A 20147-nucleotide genomic window follows, 5' to 3' on the forward strand; every position below is an offset into this window, starting at 1 on the left:
AGGATGCCGATGCTTGATTTCGGGGCACTCCCTCCCGAGATCAACTCGGCCCGAATGTATTCCGGGCCAGGCTCGGCGCCCCTGCTGGCGGCCGCGGCGGCCTGGGCGGCGTTGGCCACACAACTGGAGCTGTTCGCGGCCGGTTACTCCACAGTGGTGTCGGAGTTGCTGAACAACAGCTGGTCTGGTGCGGCGGCGACCGCTATGGCAAGCGCCATCGCGCCGCACGTGGCGTGGGCGCTGACGACGGCGGCGCAGGCCGAAGACACCGCCAGTCAGGCGCGAGCGGCGGCGGCTGCGTACGAGGCCGCGCACGCCGCAACGGTGCCGCCGGAAGTGGTTGCCGCCAACCGCGTCTTGCTGGCGGCGCTGGTGGCGACCAACTTCTTCGGCCAGAACACCATGATGATCGCCGCCACCGAGGCCGCCTACCTGGAGATGTGGGCTCAGGACGCGGCAGCGATGTACGACTACGCGGCTTCCTCGGCCGTCGCGATGCAGTCGGTGCAGTTCAGTGCTCCGCCGCAGAGCACAACCGCCGGCGGACCCGCCGACAGTATTGCCGCCGCAGCACATCTCGTTGCCACAACGGCCGCCGACCATGCCGAACTCTGCCAAGTCGTCCCGCAACTACTGCAAATGCTGGCAACAAGCGGACATTCGGGCGGGTCGTCATGGTTCTGGCCGGCCTTGCTACTCACTGCTGTCAGCGACTTCAATGCCCTCACCGGGCCGGCGAACCTTGCCGCCGCCCTGAGCCGTACCGTCACCTCGGCGGGGCGCTTCGGCACCGCGCTCTACCGATCAGACGTCCAGGCCGACACCAAAGGCTTGCCGATCACCCGCGCGAGCACCGTGGGGGCCAGGCAAGCGGGAAGAGTTGACACTCCGGTGCTGGCCCGTGCTGGATGCGCAGCGACGGTGGGAAAGTTGTCCGTTCCACAAAGCTGGACTGCCGCGGCCCCGCAGGCCGGCGTCGCCGACGGGCTGCCGCGGCCCTCGGACGGCGGTATGCGCGCCGCTCCCGCGGACGAAACCGACTTACCGCACGGCATGTCGAACCGGCCGCCCGGGATGGGGCCCATGAGCGGCAAGGTGGCGCGACGCACGGGTACCCCGGTGCTGCGCACGGGGCGGCGCCGTTTCACGATGCCCCGTCCGGTTTGGGGCGGATAGCCCGCACCGGCCCGGGCCACAGACGCCCCAGTCGCCGCAGACACGGGCGGGTTTGCGAACTTGGATCCGGCTTCAACGGACCTCTTGAGCTATTGCGGTGTCTCCCGGATTGGGAGCCGTCGGCGGTTCCTCCAGCACGTGGTATACGGGGTCCACCATCCACATGGGCCGATTTCCGCTCTGGCGTGCCTTACCGGTGATCCGCAACAGCTGGCCCGGCTGGATGTCGGCACCACCACGCCCCTGGCGAAACGCGACACAGATGTCCCCACTCTCGTCGCCCACCAGGATCCATCGCTGTGTACGCGTACGCCGACTGATGTCTTCGACCTGACTGACCCGCCCTTCGACGGTCGCGCGCTGCCCGGGAATCAGCCCGGCCACGGTGATCACCGTGGCCGGCCGCTCGGGATGCTCGTAGGCGTAGACAGCCGACCCTGCGTCGCGGGAAACCCACGCTTCCATCCTGTCCAGCACCCGCGCCACCCGTTGCTCGAAGCCGTCGGGGTAGGCCTCTTTGATGCGGGATTGGACGTCGTAGGGCACGATGGTCGCCGCAGCGTCCGGGATCAGGCTGACGGCCCGGCCGATCTTGTCCGCGGTGCGGTCATGCAACAGGCGCCCCAACACCGGCGCGAACGTTCGACGCGGCAACAACACCGTCACGTTGGTGTTCGGATGCTCATCACGCGCTTGGGCAACCAGCAGCTGCGCCGCGCGGTTGATGCGCCGATCCGGACAATCCACCACCCGCAACGGGGTGTCGAGATCGAAGTGGTCCCAGCGTTTGCGCAACTGCGCGGCCTGGGCCGCATCGACCATGAAATGCACCGCGATCAATTCGTCGGCGCGAAGCCCTTTCCCGTACCGCAACGCCTCGAGCACCGAGAGATCGACTGAGCTCACAAAGACATACACCCGGTGCCGGGCATACCTCACCACCTCGGGACGGTCGGTGCGAAACATCTCGAGAATGGCTGCCTCGGCCCGATATTCGCGGTTGAGCCGCATCAGGAAGAACACCAGTATCGGAAAGACGACGACCACCAGCCACGCGCCTTCGGTGAACTTCGCCACCGCGAAGATGCCCACCACGACCGTCGACAGGATTCCCGCGGACAGATTGATCGCCAGCCGGTAGCGCCAGCCGGGCTCGCGTTGGGTGAGATGGTGTTTGGTCATCCCGTAGCCGGCCATCGAGAACCCGGTGAACACTCCGATCGCATAGAACGGGACCAGCGCGTTGACCGAGCCGCCGGTGATCACCAGCAGGGCCACCGATAGGGCCGTCAAGGTGATGATGCCGTTGGAAAACACCAGGCGATAACCACGTTTGGTCAGCTGCCGGGGCAGGAACCGGTCCTCGGCGACGAAACTGGCCAGGGCCGGAAACCCGTTGAAGCTCGTGTTGGCACCGGTGAAAAGGATTGCCGCGGTTGATGCCTGGACCAACACGAAGAAGACGTGCCCGATCGCCCCGGTGCCGAACACCGCTCGGCCGATTTGGGAAAGCACCGACGGGTATTCGGTGCGGTACGGGGTGGCATGGGTGGCGTAGGCAAGGTAGGCGACACCAGCCAACAAGAAGCCGAGAATGCAGGCCATCGTGGTGAGAACTCGACGCGCATTGCGGCCCTGCGGTTTCCGGAACACGTCGACCGTATTGGAGATCGCCTCCACACCTGTCAGTGACGAACCGCCATTGGCGAATGCGCGCAGCACCACCAGGATGGTCGCGCCCATCACCAGCCCGTTCCCCTGGTGGACGGGCACCGTCCCGGGTAGTTGCGCAGGATCGTAGACCGGTAAGTCACCGAAGATTTGACGGACGACCCCGGTGATGATGGTCAAGGCGATCATGATCACGAAGAAGTAGGTTGCCGCCGCAAACGGTAGCCCTGCTTCACGCATGCCGCGCAGGTTGGCGTAGCAGATCACGATCACCACACCGACCGTGATCTCCAGGCTGTAGGGACCCAACATGGGGATGGCCGAAACCACCGCGACGGTCCCGGCCGCCGACTGCACCGCGACGGTGACCACGTAATCGATGAGCAGCGCCGCAGCCGCGATCTGCGCAACGCGCGGCCCGAAGTTCTCCCGGGCCACGATGTAGGAACCGCCGGCCCTGGTGTAGGCGATCACGACCTGCCGATACGAAGCGGTGACCAGCACCAGGATCAGCAGGATGACGCCTGTGAGGGGCAGCAGCAACGCGAAGGCCGCCAGTCCGGCGCTCGGCAGCAGCTCGATCAGGATCTGCTCCGGACCATAGGCCGTCGACGAGATGGCGTCCGGCGAAAGTGCGCCCAGCGCAACGGGATTCGACAGTTTCTCGGATGTCAGGTTTTCGGTGACGAGCGGTTTGCCCAGAAACACCCGCTTGACGATGTCGCCGAGCGACAACGGGATGGGCGGCTTGACAGCCGGATTACCAGCCGAAGCGGTCACGACGACTCCTTACCCGATCCTTACCCGAGGTGCAGCGTTGAGCAAGCATTCCCAGCATTCTGCCAAGACGATGTTTGTTTGCGTGTTGATTAGGGTGAGCACTCGTGGAGGCTTGCCGTGACTTGCACTCCCGGGGCTTCGCCGGCGAATGGCGACGGTATCAGCAGCAGGCACTGGACGCGTTCGACGCCGATGTCGCCGCGGGCGACAACCGCTCGTATCTGGTGCTGCCGCCGGGCGCCGGAAAGACGATGATCGGGCTGGAAGCCGCACGCCGGGTGGGCCGGCGCACCTTGGTGCTGGTTCCCAACACGGCAGTGCAGGCGCAGTGGGCTGCGGCGTGGGACACCAGGTTTCCGTCGTCGGACCCGTCGGCGCCGGCATGCGGCACCGACCGCGCCCTGACGTCGGCGATGAACGTGCTGACCTATCAGTCCCTGGCGGTCATCGACGTCGAAACAGATGCCACGGCGCGGCGGGCGGTCCTGCGCACCCGCGACCGGGACGCATTGTTGGGCCTGCTGCACCCCAACGGCACGGCGCTGATCGAGCGGGCGGCATCGCTGGGACCGTGGACGCTGGTCCTCGACGAGTGTCATCACCTGCTGGCGACGTGGGGTGCGCTGGTCGGGGCGCTGGTGTCGGTGCTGGGCCCGCAGACCGCGCTGATCGGCCTGACAGCGACCCCGGCAACAGCGCTCACCGAGTGGCAGCGCGCCCTGCATGACGAGCTGTTCGGCACGGCCGACTTCGTGGTGCCGGCACCTGCCCTGGTCAAAGAGGGCGACCTCGCGCCCTACCAGGAGTTGGTGTATCTGACCGAACCTACTCCCGAGGAGCAGGCCTGGATGGCGACCGAGCGGGCTCGCTTCGCCGACCTGATGCTGGCGCTGGTCGACCAGCAAGTGGACAGCATGTCGCTGGCCGCCTGGCTACGAGCCCGGGTCGTGGATCGGTCGACCAATGAAGGCAACCAGATCGCGTGGTCGACATTCGAGCGCGCCGAGCCCGCCCTTGCCGCAAGTGGCCTGCGCTTCGCCTACGACGGCCTCATCCCGCTGCCCGACGGCGCCCGCCTGCGCGAGCAGCATCGGGTGGCACCCGACGCCCACGATTGGGTCACCGTATTGACCGACTTCGCCGCCGGCCACCTGCAAGACAGCGACGATCCACGTGACGCGCAGGCGCTGACCGCAATCAAACGGGTACTGCCGGGCCTCGGTTACCGGCTCACCAGTCGCGGGGTGCGCGTCGCCACCTCACCGGTGGACCGGGTGTGCGCGCTGTCGGAATCCAAGGTCGCAGCGACGACACACATCCTCGATGCCGAGGACACCGTGCTGGGAGCCCGGTTGCGAGCCCTGGTGCTGTGCGACTTCGAGTCCATGACCGGCACGCTTCCCACCTCGCTGAGGGGAGCGCCCGTCAACGACCTGTCGGGGTCGGCCCAGCTGGTCACCGCCATGCTCGCCGCCTCCGACCAGCGGCGCGCCAGCCCATTGCACCCTCTGCTCGTGACGGGTCAAACCTTCGCCTGTCCGGCCGCGATCGAAGACGACCTGACGGCCTTCTGCGCAAGCCGGGGCGCGGTGGTCAGCACCGAGCTGTTGCGAACCCACCCCGGTTTGCGGCTCGTCCGCGGCAACGGCAACTTCGGGCCGCGCACCTGGGTAATGCTGGCCACGGAATACTTCGTGGCCGGGCGGGCCCGCGTGCTCGTCGGCACCCGCGCCCTGCTGGGCGAGGGATGGGACTGCGCTTCGGTCAACGTCACCGTCGACCTGACCAGCGCGACAACCCCGGGAGCGATCACCCAGATGCGCGGCCGCGCCCTGCGCAGAGATCCCACCGACGCCGGCAAGGTGGCCGACAACTGGTCGGTGTGCTGCATCAGTGCCGATCACCCGCGCGGTGACGCCGACTACCTGCGGCTGGTGCGCAAACACGACGCCTACTTCGCGGCGAGTCCGCAAGGGATCATCGAGTCGGGGGTGACGCATTGCGATCCCCGCCTGTCGCCCTATGGCCCGCCCGCGGCCGATGCCGACATTACCGCCCGGGCACTGCAGCGCGTCGACGAGCGCGGCCAAGCCAGGGCGTGGTGGCGGATCGGTGAGCCATACCAGGGAACCGATGTCGCCACCATCCGCATCCGATCCCAGCGCTCCCCGGGAATCGCCGCACCCGGGTTGCCGGGGTCGGCTTTGGCACCGGCGGTGCCGGGGCGGCGCAGTCCGTTCGGCGCGGCACGGGCCGCCGTCACCGGCCTGTCGCTCCTCGGTGCGGCGGGCGGCGTCGCGCTGGCCGGCAACACCGTTGGTCCGCTGACCGGCGCCGCCGCGGCCGGGGCAGTGGTCGCGACGAGCGCCGGCCTGTTCGTGGGCGCCGCCCGGGCCGAAAACCGCCGTTTGACCGACGCACCCAACGCTCTCGAGCAGCTGGCGGCCACCGTTGCGGATGCGCTGCGGGCCGCGGACGGTGCCGACCGCGGATCCGAAGCGCTGCGAATCACCGCTGATCCCGACGGCTGGATCCGCTGCGAACTGGGCGGCGTGCCCACCGAGCAGTCGCAGCGGTTTACCGCCGCCCTCGACGAGCTACTGGCCCCTCTGGCCGAACCGCGCTATCTGATCGGGCGCAAGATCCTCGCCCCGCCCCCCGGGGCCGTTGCGCGCGGCCTGTTCGCGGCCCGCGCCGTCGTCGGCCTGCCCCTGCCGGGCGCCATCGCCTGGCATAGCGTGCCGCAGTGGTTCGCCCGTCGCAAAGACCGGCTGGGTCGCCTGCTGCAGTCCTGGCAACAGCACATTGGGCCGCCGCGGCACCTGCGGGCCGGCTCCCCGGAGGGCCAAGCCATTCTCGAGCTGTTCCGCGGCGACAACCCCCTCGCGCTCACCACGCAGCTCCGCACGACCTGGCGCTGACCCGCTCAGCTGAGCCGCGTAACTGCCGCGGCGATCCGCTCGTCGGCGGCGGTCAGCGCGATCCGCACATGCTGCGCGCCGCGGGGACCGTAGAAATCACCGGGCGCCACCAGGATGCCGCGCTCGGCTAGCCAGGCAACCGTGTCGTGGCAACTCTCGCCGCGCGTGGCCCACAGGTACAGGCCGGCCTCGGAGTGGTCCACGGCAAAACCCGCCGATTGCAGGGCCGGCAACAGCGCGGCCCGGCGTAGTGCGTACCGCTGCCGCTGCTGTTTTTCGTGATCGTCGTCGTCCAGGGCGGCCACCATGGCGGCCTGCACGGGCGTGGGCACCATCATCCCGGCGTGTTTGCGCACCGCCAGCAATTCGGCGACCAACGTCGCATCACCGGCGACCAGACCGGCCCGGTAGCCGGCCAGCGACGAGGTCTTCGACAGCGAATGCACCGCCAGCAACCCGGTATGGTCGCCGTCGCACACCTCGGGATGCAGCACCGACAGCGGTCCCGGAGGGTCGACGTCCCAGGCCAAACCGAGGTAGCACTCGTCGGAAGCCACCAGCACGCCGCGGTCGCGGGCCCACCCGACGACTTTGCGCAGGTGATCGACTCCGAGAACCCGTCCGGTGGGGTTGCTCGGCGAGTTCAGATACAGCAGCGCCGGGGTTTGCGGGCCCAGCTGAGTCAGCGAGTCCGCCCGCACCACCTGCGTGCGGGCCAGCCGGGCACCGACGTCGTAGGTGGGGTACGCCAGCTCGGGCACGACGACCACGTCGCCGGGACCCAGGCCCAGCAGCGTCGGCAACCAGGCGATGAGCTCTTTGCTGCCGATCACCGGCAGGACCGCCGGCTCGGCCAGCCCGGTGATGCCGTAGCGGCGGGCCAGTGCCGAAACCGCGGCCGCACGCAGCTGTGTGGTGCCGGCAGTGGCGGGGTAACCCGGCGCGGAACTTGCGGCCGCCAGCGCTTCCCGGATCACCGGCGCGACCGGGTCCACCGGGGTGCCGACGGACAGGTCAACGATCCCGTCACGGTGGGCCGCGGCCCGCGCCTTGGCGTCGAGCAAGGTGTCCCAGGGAAAATCCGGCAGGAACGCCGAAACCCGCCGGCCGGGCCGGGGAGGCTGGAGCGCTGGCCGGGAAGCCGGAGGCCCGTTCAGTCTTCTTCGCCCTGCGGCGGCAGATCCTTGACCACCTGCGGGTCGTTCTCGGTCATGCCGACCTTGGCCGCGCCGCCCGGAGAACCGAGCTCGTCGAAGAAGTCGGCGTTGATCTGCGTGTACTGGCTCCACTGGTCGGGCACATCGTCTTCGTAGTAGATCGCTTCGACCGGGCAGACCGGTTCACAGGCGCCACAGTCGACACATTCGTCGGGGTGGATGTACAGCATCCGGGCACCCTCGTAGATGCAGTCGACCGGGCACTCCTCGATGCATGCCTTGTCCTTGATGTCGACGCAAGGCTCGGCGATCACGTATGTCACGGACGTCTCCTCAACGTGTACTTCAGCTACTGCTAGCTACTGCTCAGTGTGGGGCTGTTGCTTGCCTTTCGCGGATTCCGGGCCGCTGATCGGCGAAGCGTTCGGTTACTGATACTAGACGTTGCACATACACGTCAACCAATGGGCACGCCGGTCAGCACACCGGTCGGTATGCCTCACGCTGCACGGCCGACTGCAGACATTTATGCTGCCCCCGCGGGCTGGCCATGCGATCGTCGCGCCGACGGCCGGCTCGATGTCGCTCGACCACCACAGGAGAACCCGTGACGAGCCGGTACCCCAACCTGTTGTCGCCGTTAGACCTCGGTTTCACCTCGCTGCGCAACCGGGTGGTCATGGGTTCGATGCACACCGGCCTGGAAGACCGGGCCGGCAGTATCGACCGGCTCGCCGAGTACTTCGCCGAACGCGCCCGCGGGGGCGTCGGACTGATCGTCACCGGCGGCTACGCACCCAACCGCACTGGCTGGCTGCTGCCGTTCGCCTCGGAGCTGGTCTCCACGGCTCAAGCCCGCAGGCACCGCCGGATCACCAGTGCCGTCCATGATTCGGGCGCCAAGATCCTGTTGCAGATTCTGCACGCCGGACGCTATGCCTACCACCCGGTTTCGGTCAGCGCGTCGTCAATCAAGGCTCCCATCAATCCCTTTCGGCCGCGGGCGCTATCGGCACGTGGTGTCGAATCGACTATCGCGGATTTCGCGCGGTGCGCTCAGCTGGCCCGCGAGGCCGGCTATGACGGCGTCGAAATCATGGGCAGCGAAGGGTACCTGCTCAACCAATTCCTGGCGCCGCGCACCAACAAGCGCACCGATTCCTGGGGCGGCACACCGGCCAACCGCCGCCGGTTCGCGGTGGAGATCGTGCGACGCACCCGCGCGGCGGTCGGTGCCGACTTCATCATCTGTTACCGGATGTCGCTGGCCGACTACGTCGAGGATGGCCAGAGCTGGGACGAAATCCTTGCGCTGGCAACCGAAGTGGAAGCCGCGGGCGCGACCCTAATCAACTCCGGGTTCGGCTGGCACGAGGCTCGGGTGCCGACCATCGTCACCTCGGTGCCCAACAGCGCGTTCGTCGACATCAGCAGCGCCATCGCCGGACACGTCAGCATCCCGGTTGCGGCGTCCAACCGGATAAACATGCCGCAGGCCGCCGAACGCATTCTGGCCGAGACCCCGGTGCGGTTGATTTCGATGGCCCGCCCGCTGTTGAGCGACCCGGAGTGGGTGGCCAAGGCCGAATCGGGCCGAGCCGCGGAAATCAACACCTGCATCGCCTGCAACCAGGCCTGCCTGGATCACGCGTTCGCCAAGAAAGCGGTGTCATGCCTGCTGAATCCGCGGGCGGGGCACGAGACCACGTTGGTCTTGGCGCCGACGCGGCGAGTCCGGTCGGTGGCCGTAGTGGGCGCGGGTCCGGCCGGGCTGGCGGCTGCGGTCAACGCCGCCGCGCGGGGACATCAGGTCACCCTGTTCGAAGCCAACGAATTCCTCGGCGGCCAGTTCGACCTGGCCCGCCGGATACCGGGCAAAGAGGAGTTCAGCGAAACGATCCGCTACTTCTCAACGATGCTCGCCAAACATGGCGTCGCGGTCCGGTTGGGAACCAGGGCGACCGCCGACCTGCTGACGGGCTATGACGCCATCGTCCTGGCCACCGGTGTCGCGCCGCGCATCCCGGCCATTCCCGGCATCGACCACCCACGGGTGCTGACCTATGCCGAGGCGATCACCGGCGCAAAGCCGGTGGGAAAAGCCGTGGCGGTAATCGGCGCCGGAGGCATCGGGTTCGACGTGACCGAGCTACTGGTCACCCAGCATTCACCGGCCCTGAACCTCAAGCTATGGAAGAAAGAGTGGGGCGCCGCCGATCCGGCCGCGGCCCGGGGTGCGCTGACCACGCCGCGACCGGCGCCGCCGGCGCGCGAGGTCTACCTGTTGCAGCGCACCAAGGGACCGCAGGGCGGGCGGCTCGGCAAGACCAGCGGATGGGTACACCGCGCGTCAGTGCGGGCCAAAGGCGTCCAGCAGCTTTCCGGGGTCAACTACGAGCGGATCACCGACGACGGCCTGCACGTCAGCTTCGGCGCGCACCGGCGACGGTCCCGGGTGCTGGCGGTGGACACCGTGGTGATCTGTGCCGGCCAGGAGCCGGTGCGCGACCTGGAGTTTGCGCTGCGCCGCGACGGCGCCGACCTGCACATCGTCGGCGGTGCGGCGGTTGCCGCCGAGCTGGACGCCAAGCGCGCCATCAAGCAGGGGACCGAAGTTGCTGCCCGCCTATGACCCGGCTGGCCACCGATTTCACTGAGCGTGAAATCGTCGCTCATACGGCGCTGACCTGCGGATAGTTACGCCGAGAGGGGTCTCGTCGATAACCCGTTTGAGATGAGTTAGGCCACAGAGGCTGCTAATCTTGAGCGAAGACGGCAACCCGCTGGGCAGATGTCGTCGACGTCTTGTTGGCGGTGCAATAAATGGGGAAGGTGTCCACACATGAGGCTGTCGTTGAAGGGACTGACTGTTGCTGCCGGCGCGTTGGCATTGTCGCTGAGCGCCGGGGCCGGAGTCGCGTCCGCAGATCCGCTGGATGCGGTCATCAACACCACGTGTAACTACGGCCAGGTGATGGCGGCGCTGAATGCGACCGATCCAGGAGCCGCGGCGCAGTTCAACGCATCGCCGCTCGCGCAGGGCTGGCTGCATTCGTTCCTTGCCGCGGCGCCACCGCGGCGCGCCCAGATGGCCGCGCAGGTGCAGGCCATGCCCGGAGCTGCGCAATACGTCGGGCTGGTCGAGTCCGTCGCGGCGTCCTGCAACAACTACTGATTCCAAGCGCGCGGGCGTAGCGCCACGCAGCATTCCCATCGCGGGAATCTTGCGTGCGTTACGCCCGCGTTCTTTGCGCTCTTACGCGGTGTCACCGACTTCGGGGCGGACAACGGGACGACGTCGGTTCAGCATGGCCCCCGCATAGCCGCGAGCGAGGCGTAGGTAGTGGTGCGCTGACGCGCGGGCCGGCCTATCCCCTCGGCGATGGCTACCAGTTCGGCGACCGTCTTCGCCGAGCCGTATTCGGAGCCGGCCATCCGCGAGATCGTCTCCTCCATCAACGTGCCGCCGAGGTCGTTGGCGCCACCGTTGAGCATCGCCTGGGTGCCGGCGACGCCGAGCTTGACCCAGCTGGTCTGGATATTGGGGATCCGGCCGTGCAGCATGATCCGCGCCAGGGCGTGCACCGCGCGGTTGTCACGCTGAGTGGGCCCCGGCCGCGCCGCCCCCGCCAGATACAACGGCGAGTTCTGATGGACGAACGGCAGCGGCACGAACTCGGTGAAGCCGCCGGTTCGGTCCTGGATCTGACGCAGCACGTTGAGGTGGGCGACCCAATGCCGGGGGGTGTCGACGTGCCCGTACATCATGGTCGACGACGACCGTAGCCCCACCTGGTGCGCAGTGGTCACAATCTCGACCCACAGCGACGTCGGCAACTTGCCCTTGGTGAGCACCCAGCGCACCTCGTCGTCCAGAATCTCGGCGGCGGTGCCGGGAATGGTGCCCAGCCCGGCATCGCGCAGGCTAATCAGCCAGTCGCGGATGTTCAGTCCGCTCTTGGTCACGCCGTTGGCGATCTCCATCGGCGAAAACGCGTGCACGTGCATTTCCGGCACCCGGGTCTTGACCGCGCGCACCAGATCGGCATAGCCGGTGACCGGCAGCTCCGGGTCGATGCCGCCCTGCATGCACACCTCGGTGGCGCCGGCGACATGGGCCTCCCAGGCGCGGTCGGCGACCTCGTCGACGGACAGCGAGTACGCGTCGGCGTCGCCCTTTCGCTGGGCGAAGGCGCAGAACCGGCAACCGGTGTAGCAGATGTTGGTGAAGTTGATGTTGCGGTTGACCACGAAGGTAACGTCATCGCCGACGGCGTCGCGTCGCAATGAATCCGCCAGCGCGGTAACAGCTTCCAGCGCCGAACCGTCGGCGGTGGCCAGTGCGAGGTAGTCGGCGTCGGTGCAGCCGGCGGGGTCCCGTTCCGCCGAACGCAGTGCGGCAAGGACATCGGTGTCGATGCGCTCGGGAGCGCGAGCCGCCAGATCGTGCACCTGGGAACGGATGGATTCCCAGTCGCCGAAGGCGCTGTCGAGGTCACTGCGAGCTTCGGTGCTACGGCCCTCGGTGTCGATCGCCGCGTTGAGATCTACCCGGCCGGCCGACGCCATGTCGTCGGGTTCCTGCCACGGCATGCCCACCGGGTTGACGTCACGCGCGAAGCCGGTCGACGGATCAACCAGTGCCGCAACGTGTCTGCGCACCCGTGGGTCGATCCAGGCCGCGCCCGCCTGCACATACCTGGGCTGCGCGGTCAGCCGCTGAACCAGGTCGTAACCGGCCTCCGAGGTGACCGCGGCCAAGTCATCCAGCGCGGGCCAAGGCCGTTCCGGGTTGACATGGTCGGGCGTCAGCGGGGACACCCCGCCCCAGTCGTCGACGCCGGCGGCGATCAGCGCCAGGCATTCCTCCCGCGACACCAGATTCGGCGGCGCCTGAATGCGCATGCCGGGGCCAAGAACCAGCCGCGAAACCGCCACCGTCGCCAGGTAATCGTCGATTTCGGCGTCGGGAACCGCAGCCATGGCGGTGTGCTTCTTGGCCCGGAAGTTCTGCACGATCACTTCCTGGACATGGCCGAACTCCTTGTGCACCTTGCGAATTGCATGCAAGGTGTCGGCGCGTTCGGCCAGCGTCTCGCCGATGCCGACCAGCAGGCCGGTGGTGAACGGGATGGAGAGCCGGCCGGCGTCGGTCAGGGCGCGCAGGCGCACCTCAGGGTCTTTGTCCGGGCTGCCGTAATGTGCCAGGCCCTTGGTTTCGAACAACCGGCGCGATGTCGTCTCCAGCATCATGCCCATCGACGGCGCCACCGGCTTGAGACGCGACATCTCCGACCAGCTCATCACCCCCGGGTTGAGGTGCGGCAGCAGCCCGGTTTCTTCCAGCACGCGGATCGCCATCGCGCGCACATACGACAGCGTGGAGTCGTAACCGCGTTCGTCGAGCCACTCCCGCGCCTCCGGCCAACGATCCTCCGGACGGTCACCGAGTGTGAATAATGCTTCCTTGCAACCCAATTCCGCTCCGTGACGAGCGACGTCAAGGATCTCGTCGGGTTCCAGATACATTCCCGCGCCGCGGGCTCGCAGCTTGCCCGGAACGGTGACAAAGGTGCAGTAGTGACAGGTGTCGCGGCACAAATGGGTGACGGGGATGAAAACCTTACGCGAGTAGGTGATCGGCAGCCGACCCTCCGGGCCGCGCCGCCCGGCCGACTCCAGACCCGCGTCGCGTACCCGCGCCGCGCTGGCACACAGCTCGGCCAGGTCGGCGCCGCGCGCCGTCATCGCGACGGCCGCCTCGTCGAGATTCAGCGAGACCCCGTCACGAGCCCGCCGCAGCACCCGCCGCATCGCCGACGCATCCGGTCTGAGCGGCAGTACGGGGTGCGGCAGAGCTGTGGACTCCTGGCGCGAAGTCAGTGGCACGATGGTGCAACTTCCGTCCACGCAGCAACGATCCGAAACTCGGCGGGAGCCATATTCGCAACAGTAGCGGCAAGACCGGGCCCGTCACTGACCGGCCTGCGCCGGCGTCTTGGCCGATCCACCACGATTTGCAGACGATCGCGATACGCTAACCCCACCACGGTGGAACGGGGGTGCACACGCGATGTCGTATCTGGCCGCGGCGCCGGAGGCGCTGGCAGCGGCGGCTTCGAATGTCGCCGGCATCGGATCGGAAATCAGCGCGGCCAACGCGGCAGCGGCGGTTCCGACGACCACGGTCACCGCGTCTGCCGCCGACGCCGTCTCGGCGCAGGTCGCCGCCCTGTTTTCGTCTCAGGGTCAGGTGTATCAGCGGCTCAGCGCGCAGCTGGCGACGTTTCACGACCAGTTCGCGCAGGCCCTGAGCGCCGGCGCCAACGCCTATGCCTCCGCCGAGGCCAACGCGGCCAAGTCCTTGCTGGGAGCGGTGACCACGCCGGCCCAGAAACTGCTGGGCCACCCGTTGATCGGCCCGAACGGCCTCCTGTCGCAGGCGGTGAACCAGGTCAAGAGCGCCGTCGGTGGCGCTGTAGGGCCCAGCATGCTCGGCGGAAACCCGTTAGCCGGGGCGCTGGCGCTGCCGCCCACCGGCGGGGCCGGTGCTCTGGCGGATGCCGGCGCGCTGCTGCGACCCTTGGCCAGCGCCGCGGCGGCACCGGCGGCGGTGATACCCGTGTCGGTGGCCGACGCGATCGAGAACTTCTACATTTGGGCCGAGCCGTGGGTGCAGTGGGGCTTCAACGTCGCCTCCTGGGCGGCGGGTTGGGTGCCCTACCTCGGGATCTTGGCGCCGCAGATCAACTTCTTCTACTACCTCTTCGAGCCGATGGTGCAGAGCGCGCTGTTCAACACGCTCGACTGGCTGGACGGGACCATCACCTTCAGTCAGGGGCTGAGCAACCTCTGGTCGGCCACCACGGCGTCGGTCAACCAGTTCATCAACACCGAGATCAGCTGGATCCGCAACTTCCTTCCGCCTTGGCCGCCGCTCCCGTAACCGGCAGTAGCCGTCAGCCGCTGACGCGGTGCCGCAACAGCACCCATGCCGGCGGCGCGACGCCGAACCCGATGAGGATCAACGCCCCGAAGGCCATCACTCCCCGTCCACCCAGGACGACGTCATCACCGGGGCCACCCAGGCTCAACACCGCCACCGTCAATAGCCATGTCCACAACGGCAACGCGGCGAGCCGCGGCGAGGTGGTCCATCGCTTTGCTGCCCACACCAGGGCGGCATTGAGCAAACCACTGATCGCAGCGCTGATCGGGAAGGGCACCGAACCGATGTAGGACGGCAGCAGCAGAGCCCCGGCTAGTGCGGATAAGACCCCGTCGACGGCCAGCAACGCCAAGACGACAACACGGATCGCGGGGTCTATGGCGGCGGTCTCTTCACCCGAGACGGCGCGCGGCTGGGTTTCGGTCAGGTTGGGACGCTGTCGATCTGAGAGAGTATCGAGCCGATGACCCACTGCAGGCTGTCCAGCCGATCCTGCCAATGCTGCAGGTTGGGGTCCAGGTCGGGGTCCATGCGAATTCCTTCCTTGGCTGCCTGATTGGCAGCCTACGTGTCGTACCCTGTGAAGCCCAGACCGGCGAGCAGATCTGTTTCCCAGCCACGTTCATCGCGGTCCCCCGCGACGCCGGCGGCCAGCACATAATGCTCGTGGGCCGCGATCGGCAGCGCCATGTTGTTGGACAGGGCGCAGGCCCGGCCGGTCGGGCCGACGGTGACCTGGGTGGCGTGCGCTGCCAGCGCCGCGGCCTTGGCGGCCTGTGCGTGCGAGTCGGCCTGCACGACAGCATCGATTTTCTCGTCGCGGAAGGCAAAGGGGACGTCGTCGGGCGGCATCACCCACTCGGGCCGCAGATCCTCGGCGGTCAAGTCCTGCATGACCGCCCGGAATGCGCTGAGCCCGAACACAGTCCAGTAAACCTTCGGCACCGCCCAGGGGCGGCCCGGGAAGTCTGACGTGTGTGCTGCGGCCACCGCGGAGTTGGTGATCTTGTGGGCGTGGACGTGATCGGGATGTCCATAGCCGCCGGCCGGGTCGTAGCTCACCACGACATGCGGACGAACCTCGCGAATGATCGCGACCAGCGCGCCCACTGCGTCGCGCTCGTCGGCGTCGACGAATCTGCGGTTACTGCGCTGCTGAGTGCCGGCCATGCCGGAGTCGCGCCAGCGGCCCGCGCCGCCCAGGTAGCGCGGCCCGCTCACCCCCAGCAGCCGCAGTGCGGCCGTGAGTTCGCCGACGCGGTAGCCGCCGAGTTGGTCGGCGTGGCCGGCGGCGAGTTGTGCCCATCGCTCGCCGATGACCTCGCCCTCCTCCCCCAGCGTGCAGGTGACGACATGGATCTCTGCGCCCCGGGCGGTGTAGTGGGCGATCGTCGCGCCGGTGCTGAGGCTTTCATCGTCGGGGTGGGCATGCACGAACAGCATCCGCGGCGTCTCAGGCATCAGCTGGCAACCTTAGCCGCCGCGCCCCGCGGCATCCAGCCGCAACCCACCGCAACAATTAACAACGTGGAGCCGCTAATGCCATACCGCGGCCCCGCTAATCGCAGACGGGCCGAACGGGCAAACCTAGCGGCCCGTGACGAGGCTGGCGAGGTCGGCGGCGACCATCAGGCTCTGGTCGAAAGCGCCTGCCAAACCGCCGATTTGACCGCCGTTGAACACCTGTGCCCCGCTGCCGGTGAGCAGGCTCGAGATAAAGTTGGCCGGCACCTGCGCGCCCACCACGGTGTTGAGCGGCTGCTCGCCGGTGCCCACCAGCAAGTTGCCCACATTGAAGCCGCGGTTGATCACACCGTTGAGCGCGCTATCGGTACCGAAGAACCGCTGCTCCAACCCCACCTCGTTGGTCAACAACCAATGGTTGGAGCCCAACTCGTTGTTGACCAGAGTGGAGTTGAAATTGAGGTGTGACGTCTCGAGCTGATGCAACATGGTGTCCGGCGAGACGGGCAATAACCCTGAGGCGGGCGTCGCGCCCACAACGAGACCGGCCAGGTCTGCGTTGACCACCAGGCTCTGGTCGAAAGCGCCTGCCAGACCGCCGATTTGACCGCCATTGAACACCTGTGCCCCGCTGCCGGTGAGCAGGCTCGAGATAAAGTTGGCCGGCACCTGCGCGCCCACCACGGTGTTGAGCGCCTGCTCGCCGGTGCCCACCAGCAAGTTGCCCACATTGAAGCCGCGGTTGATCACACCGTTGAGCGCGCTATCGGTACCGAAGAACCGCTGCTCCAACGCCACCTCGTTGGTCAACAACCAATGGTTGAAGCCCAACTCGTTGTTGACCAGAGCGGGGTTGACACTGATCTGCGCCGCCTCGAACTGCTGCAAGGGGCTGCCCGGCGAGCTGGCCGCCAACGCCTGGCCGGGGGCGCCGAGCGCGCCCTGCGCTGCCTGCAGCGGGGACACATTGGCGGCCTCGGCGCTGGCATAAAGGTTCGCACCGGCGTTCATCGCCTGCACAAACTGGTCGTGCAACCGCGCGACCTGGGCGCTGAGCGCCTGGTAGGCCTGGCCGTGGGCACTGAACAGCGACGCGATCGCTTCCGATACCTCATCCAGAGCAGCCGGTGCCACCCCCGTCGTAGCGGCTTCGGCGGCCATATTGGCCGCGCTTATCGTCGAACCGATCCCCGCCAAATCCGTTGCGGCGGCCGTCAAGAACTGCGGTTCCGCTAATACAAACGACACCTCGGACCTCCCCATAGCACTACTACCAGCCACCCCGGCCCGATCGGGCTGACCCAAGCGGAGCGTATCGCTGTTCTGGCACACAAATGACTATTTCCACAAAATCCGCCGGTAATAATGTGCTACTCGGGCAATCCTGCGGGAGCGCGGACATCGACCGCTTGGGCAGATGGATTTGCGCACGCATGGCCAGACCGGCGGTTCCGGAGGCTTAGATAGGAACGCGGGCGGCTACTATCGCACCATGACGCAGCTCGCCCAGGACCGGCCGAACGTCCGCAGTCGCCGACGCGGCGAAGTGCTCGAACGTGCGCTCTATGCAGCCACGCTGGCCGAGCTCGCCGCGGTCGGGTACGGCGGTCTGACCATGGAAGGGATCGCGGCGCGGGCTCAAACCGGCAAAGCCGCGCTGTATCGGCGCTGGGCCAGTAAACACGACCTGGTCCACGCCGCCTTGCAGTACGCCGTGCCCCCGCTCGAGGACCCCCGTCCGGGCCGCTCGGCACGGGAAAACCTGCTGACGGTGTTCACCGCTCACCGTGATGTGCTGGCCGGTAAGACCGACTTCCCGGGGCTGGAAATCATCGGTCAGCTGATCCACGAACCCGAACTACGCTCCATCTTCACCAACGCCGTGATCGTGCCCCGCCTGAAAATCGTCGAGTCGATCGTGCAGGCCGCTGCTCGCGATGGCCAGATCGATCCGGCCACGCTCACCCCACTGACCGCACGAGTGGGGCCGGCCCTGATCAACCAGCACTTCATGCTGACCGGAACGCCGCCAAACCGCAAAGAGCTGGAACTCATCGTCGACACGGTGATCCCGCGGAAGACGTCCTAGACGTCTTGGTTGCCGGCAACGGACCGCCGCCGTCAGTACGTTTCGCCGCCGCCACCGGTTTCGACACCGGTAGCGATGTCGACCGGGTCTCCGCCGAGAACTAGCCCGACCAACTGGGTGTCAAGCATCAACTTCTGCTGGACGGCACCCAACACGCCACCGACGTGTCCGTCGCTGAAGACCTGCCCGTCACCCCCGATCATCAATTGGGCGTAGAAATCTGCCGGAGCAGGTGCGCCCAACACGGTGTTGACGAATTGCTCGCCGGTACCCAGCGCCAGATTGCCCATGTTGAAGACACGATCGATTACCCCGTTGACGGCCCCGTTGGTGCCGAAAACGGCTCGCTCCAAGCCCATTTCACCAGCGACCAAGCGACTGTTGAAGTCGAGCTCGGCGCCGATCAGCGTGGCGTTGAAGCCAGTCAGCCCGTGTTCCAGCTGTGCCACGAGACCAGCCGGGGCAGCCAAGAAGGCCTGCATGGGAGTCGGATCGACACCCAGGGTCGCCAGCACCGGCGTCAGCGCGCCGCCGGTCAGGCCGATCAGATTGGCATCAAGCATGAGTTCGTGAGTGATAGCGCCCGCGATACCACCGAGCTGCGCCTCGCCCTCCAGCGAGCCACCGACGGCCAAGCTGGAGTAGAAGCTGTCCGGAACCGGCGCACCCAACACGGTGTTGATGAACTGCTCGCCGGTACCCACCAACGAGTTGACCATGCCAAAACCGTTGTTGACCACACCGTTGAGCGCCGCGTCGGTACCGAAAACGGCTTGCTGCAATGCCATCTCCCCGTCGACCAGGGCGTGGTTGATCGCCAGCTCACCGTTGACGATGCCGGAACCAAGGACGACTTCAGCGTGCGCAATGTGCTGCAACAGGCTGTCCGACGAGCCCGTCAGCACCGCCCGAACCGGGCCGGGAACCACGGCCTGCAGCAACCCGGTATACCCGCCGTGCAGGCCGGTCACCAGCGTCCCGCCGGTGGCTACCAGCCCCGACAGGTCCCCCAACCCTCCGGAACCGCCGACCAGCAGGCTGGCACTGAGATCCGGCGCCACCTGCACACCCGCGGGCGTGTTGACCAACTGCTCACCGACATACACGAGCGAGTTGGCGACCTTGAAGCCGGCGTTGAGCATGCCGCCCAGTGCGGCGTTCGCGCCGGCAACCGCCTGCCCCAACGCGGTTTCACCGGTGACCAAACTCTCGTTGAACGCGAACTCGGCACGGGCCAGGTCGACGGTAAGGCCGGCTTCGACCTGGCCGGCCTGCTCCAGCAGCGCAGGGCCGCCGGAGAGCATCGCCGACACATTGGCGGCCTCACTGCCGACATACGCCACCGCACCCGATTTCAGCGTCCGGACAAACTGGTCGTGAAACACCGCCAGCTGCGTGCTGAGCTGCTGGTATGCCTGGCCGTGCGCCCCGAACAACGCGGCGATGCTCGCCGACACCTCATCGAGAGCCGGGGGAAGCACGCTGGTAGTCGCGGATGCTGCCGTAGTGCTGGCCGTGCTTATCGTCGAACCGATGTTTGCCAAATCCGTTGCCGCCGCTGTCAATAGCTCGGCGTCTGCGAAAACAAAAGACATCTCGGGCCTCTCAACCGTGCGTGATTACTGGCCGTCCCTGGCCCGATCAGAGCAGCCCGCAGCGGAGCGTATCGCGATCCGCGAGCCGGTTGCGCTGTTTCGACGTAATCCGTTGGTAACAATTTGCGACTCGACCGTTGCGTGGCGAATCCCCACGCGATCCGTGATTGAGGCGAAAAGGGCCATCGCCCTAGGGTTTACCCGAAGGGATACCTACCGCGGGCCGTTACGGCCCGGTCTTGACCCATTGGCCGGCGTCGCCGACGATGCCGACCGGAACCGCGCCCGACAGGCTGACGTTCTGCACGCTCGGCCCGGCCGCGACGATCGTCGTGTCCTGCAAGA

At 67.2% G+C, this 20147-nt stretch carries 15 protein-coding genes; 6 read left to right on the plus strand and 9 right to left on the minus strand.

Going from position 1 to position 20147, the window contains the following annotated elements; translation table 11 throughout:
* The first annotated feature begins 9 nt into the window (after positions 1-9).
* The gene (locus tag EET13_RS21110) at positions 10-1176 is read left to right on the plus strand and encodes a PPE family protein (RefSeq protein WP_122444115.1); all 1167 of its coding nucleotides are present in this window, start codon (positions 10-12) and stop codon (positions 1174-1176) included.
* A gap of 72 nt (positions 1177-1248) precedes the next feature.
* On the opposite strand, the gene EET13_RS21115 is transcribed toward EET13_RS21110, so the two are convergent.
* Entirely contained in the window at positions 1249-3627 is a 2379-nt protein-coding gene (locus EET13_RS21115) for an APC family permease (protein ID WP_244604022.1), read from the minus strand.
* A gap of 104 nt (positions 3628-3731) precedes the next feature.
* Between EET13_RS21115 and EET13_RS21120 the strand changes: the two genes are divergently transcribed.
* Positions 3732-6548 (plus strand): DEAD/DEAH box helicase family protein, encoded by a 2817-nt coding sequence (locus EET13_RS21120; RefSeq protein WP_122444100.1) that lies wholly within the window; start codon positions 3732-3734, stop codon positions 6546-6548.
* A gap of 5 nt (positions 6549-6553) precedes the next feature.
* Here the strand turns inward: EET13_RS21120 and dapC are convergent, their stop codons facing one another.
* Together dapC and fdxA are read right to left on the minus strand one after the other, a co-directional pair.
* A complete protein-coding gene (gene dapC, locus EET13_RS21125; protein WP_122444117.1) occupies positions 6554-7705 on the minus strand; it encodes a succinyldiaminopimelate transaminase in 1152 nt (383 codons plus the stop codon).
* Positions 7702-8028 (minus strand): ferredoxin, encoded by a 327-nt coding sequence (gene fdxA, locus EET13_RS21130; RefSeq protein WP_036400599.1) that lies wholly within the window; start codon positions 8026-8028, stop codon positions 7702-7704. Before fdxA ends, dapC begins: the two co-directional genes overlap by 4 nt.
* Before the next feature lie 284 nt (positions 8029-8312).
* On the opposite strand from fdxA, the gene EET13_RS21135 reads away from it, so the two are divergent.
* Both EET13_RS21135 and EET13_RS21140 read left to right on the plus strand, forming a co-directional pair.
* Positions 8313-10337, plus strand: coding sequence for an NADPH-dependent 2,4-dienoyl-CoA reductase (locus tag EET13_RS21135; RefSeq protein ID WP_122444101.1), 2025 nt, complete (start codon positions 8313-8315; stop codon positions 10335-10337).
* A 210-nt stretch (positions 10338-10547) separates the two neighbouring features.
* Positions 10548-10880 carry a hemophore-related protein gene (locus tag EET13_RS21140; protein WP_036400603.1) on the plus strand — a complete coding sequence of 111 codons (333 nt, stop codon included), beginning with the start codon at positions 10548-10550 and terminating at the stop codon, positions 10878-10880.
* A gap of 128 nt (positions 10881-11008) precedes the next feature.
* On the opposite strand, the gene EET13_RS21145 is transcribed toward EET13_RS21140, so the two are convergent.
* A complete protein-coding gene (locus EET13_RS21145) occupies positions 11009-13615 on the minus strand; it encodes a bifunctional FO biosynthesis protein CofGH (RefSeq protein ID WP_425294260.1) in 2607 nt (868 codons plus the stop codon).
* A 163-nt stretch (positions 13616-13778) separates the two neighbouring features.
* On the opposite strand from EET13_RS21145, the gene EET13_RS21150 reads away from it, so the two are divergent.
* Entirely contained in the window at positions 13779-14651 is an 873-nt protein-coding gene (locus EET13_RS21150) for a PE family protein (RefSeq protein ID WP_036400605.1), read from the plus strand.
* A 13-nt stretch (positions 14652-14664) separates the two neighbouring features.
* On the opposite strand, the gene EET13_RS21155 is transcribed toward EET13_RS21150, so the two are convergent.
* The 3 genes from EET13_RS21155 to EET13_RS32385 all read right to left on the minus strand — a co-directional run bounded on the left by EET13_RS21155 (position 14665) and on the right by EET13_RS32385 (position 17366).
* Positions 14665-15126 (minus strand): hypothetical protein, encoded by a 462-nt coding sequence (locus tag EET13_RS21155; RefSeq protein ID WP_036400606.1) that lies wholly within the window; start codon positions 15124-15126, stop codon positions 14665-14667.
* A gap of 92 nt (positions 15127-15218) precedes the next feature.
* Complete coding sequence (gene mshB / locus EET13_RS21160) at positions 15219-16115, minus strand: N-acetyl-1-D-myo-inositol-2-amino-2-deoxy-alpha-D-glucopyranoside deacetylase (RefSeq protein WP_122444102.1); 897 nt, start codon at positions 16113-16115, stop codon at positions 15219-15221.
* Between the two features lie 126 nt (positions 16116-16241).
* Positions 16242-17366 carry a PE family protein gene (locus EET13_RS32385; RefSeq protein WP_168991312.1) on the minus strand — a complete coding sequence of 375 codons (1125 nt, stop codon included), beginning with the start codon at positions 17364-17366 and terminating at the stop codon, positions 16242-16244.
* Positions 17367-17610: 244 nt separating this feature from the next.
* Between EET13_RS32385 and EET13_RS21170 the strand changes: the two genes are divergently transcribed.
* Entirely contained in the window at positions 17611-18207 is a 597-nt protein-coding gene (locus tag EET13_RS21170; protein ID WP_036400612.1) for a TetR/AcrR family transcriptional regulator, read from the plus strand.
* 32 nt (positions 18208-18239) lie between these two features.
* On the opposite strand, the gene EET13_RS32390 is transcribed toward EET13_RS21170, so the two are convergent.
* Both EET13_RS32390 and EET13_RS31765 read right to left on the minus strand, forming a co-directional pair.
* Positions 18240-19802, minus strand: coding sequence for a PE family protein (locus EET13_RS32390; RefSeq protein WP_168991313.1), 1563 nt, complete (start codon positions 19800-19802; stop codon positions 18240-18242).
* 226 nt (positions 19803-20028) lie between these two features.
* The coding region (locus EET13_RS31765) for a hypothetical protein (RefSeq protein ID WP_244604026.1) at positions 20029-20147 on the minus strand (119 nt) is incomplete at its 5' end.

The sequence above is a fragment of the Mycobacterium attenuatum genome (assembly GCF_900566085.1).
Classification (GTDB): domain Bacteria; phylum Actinomycetota; class Actinomycetes; order Mycobacteriales; family Mycobacteriaceae; genus Mycobacterium; species Mycobacterium attenuatum.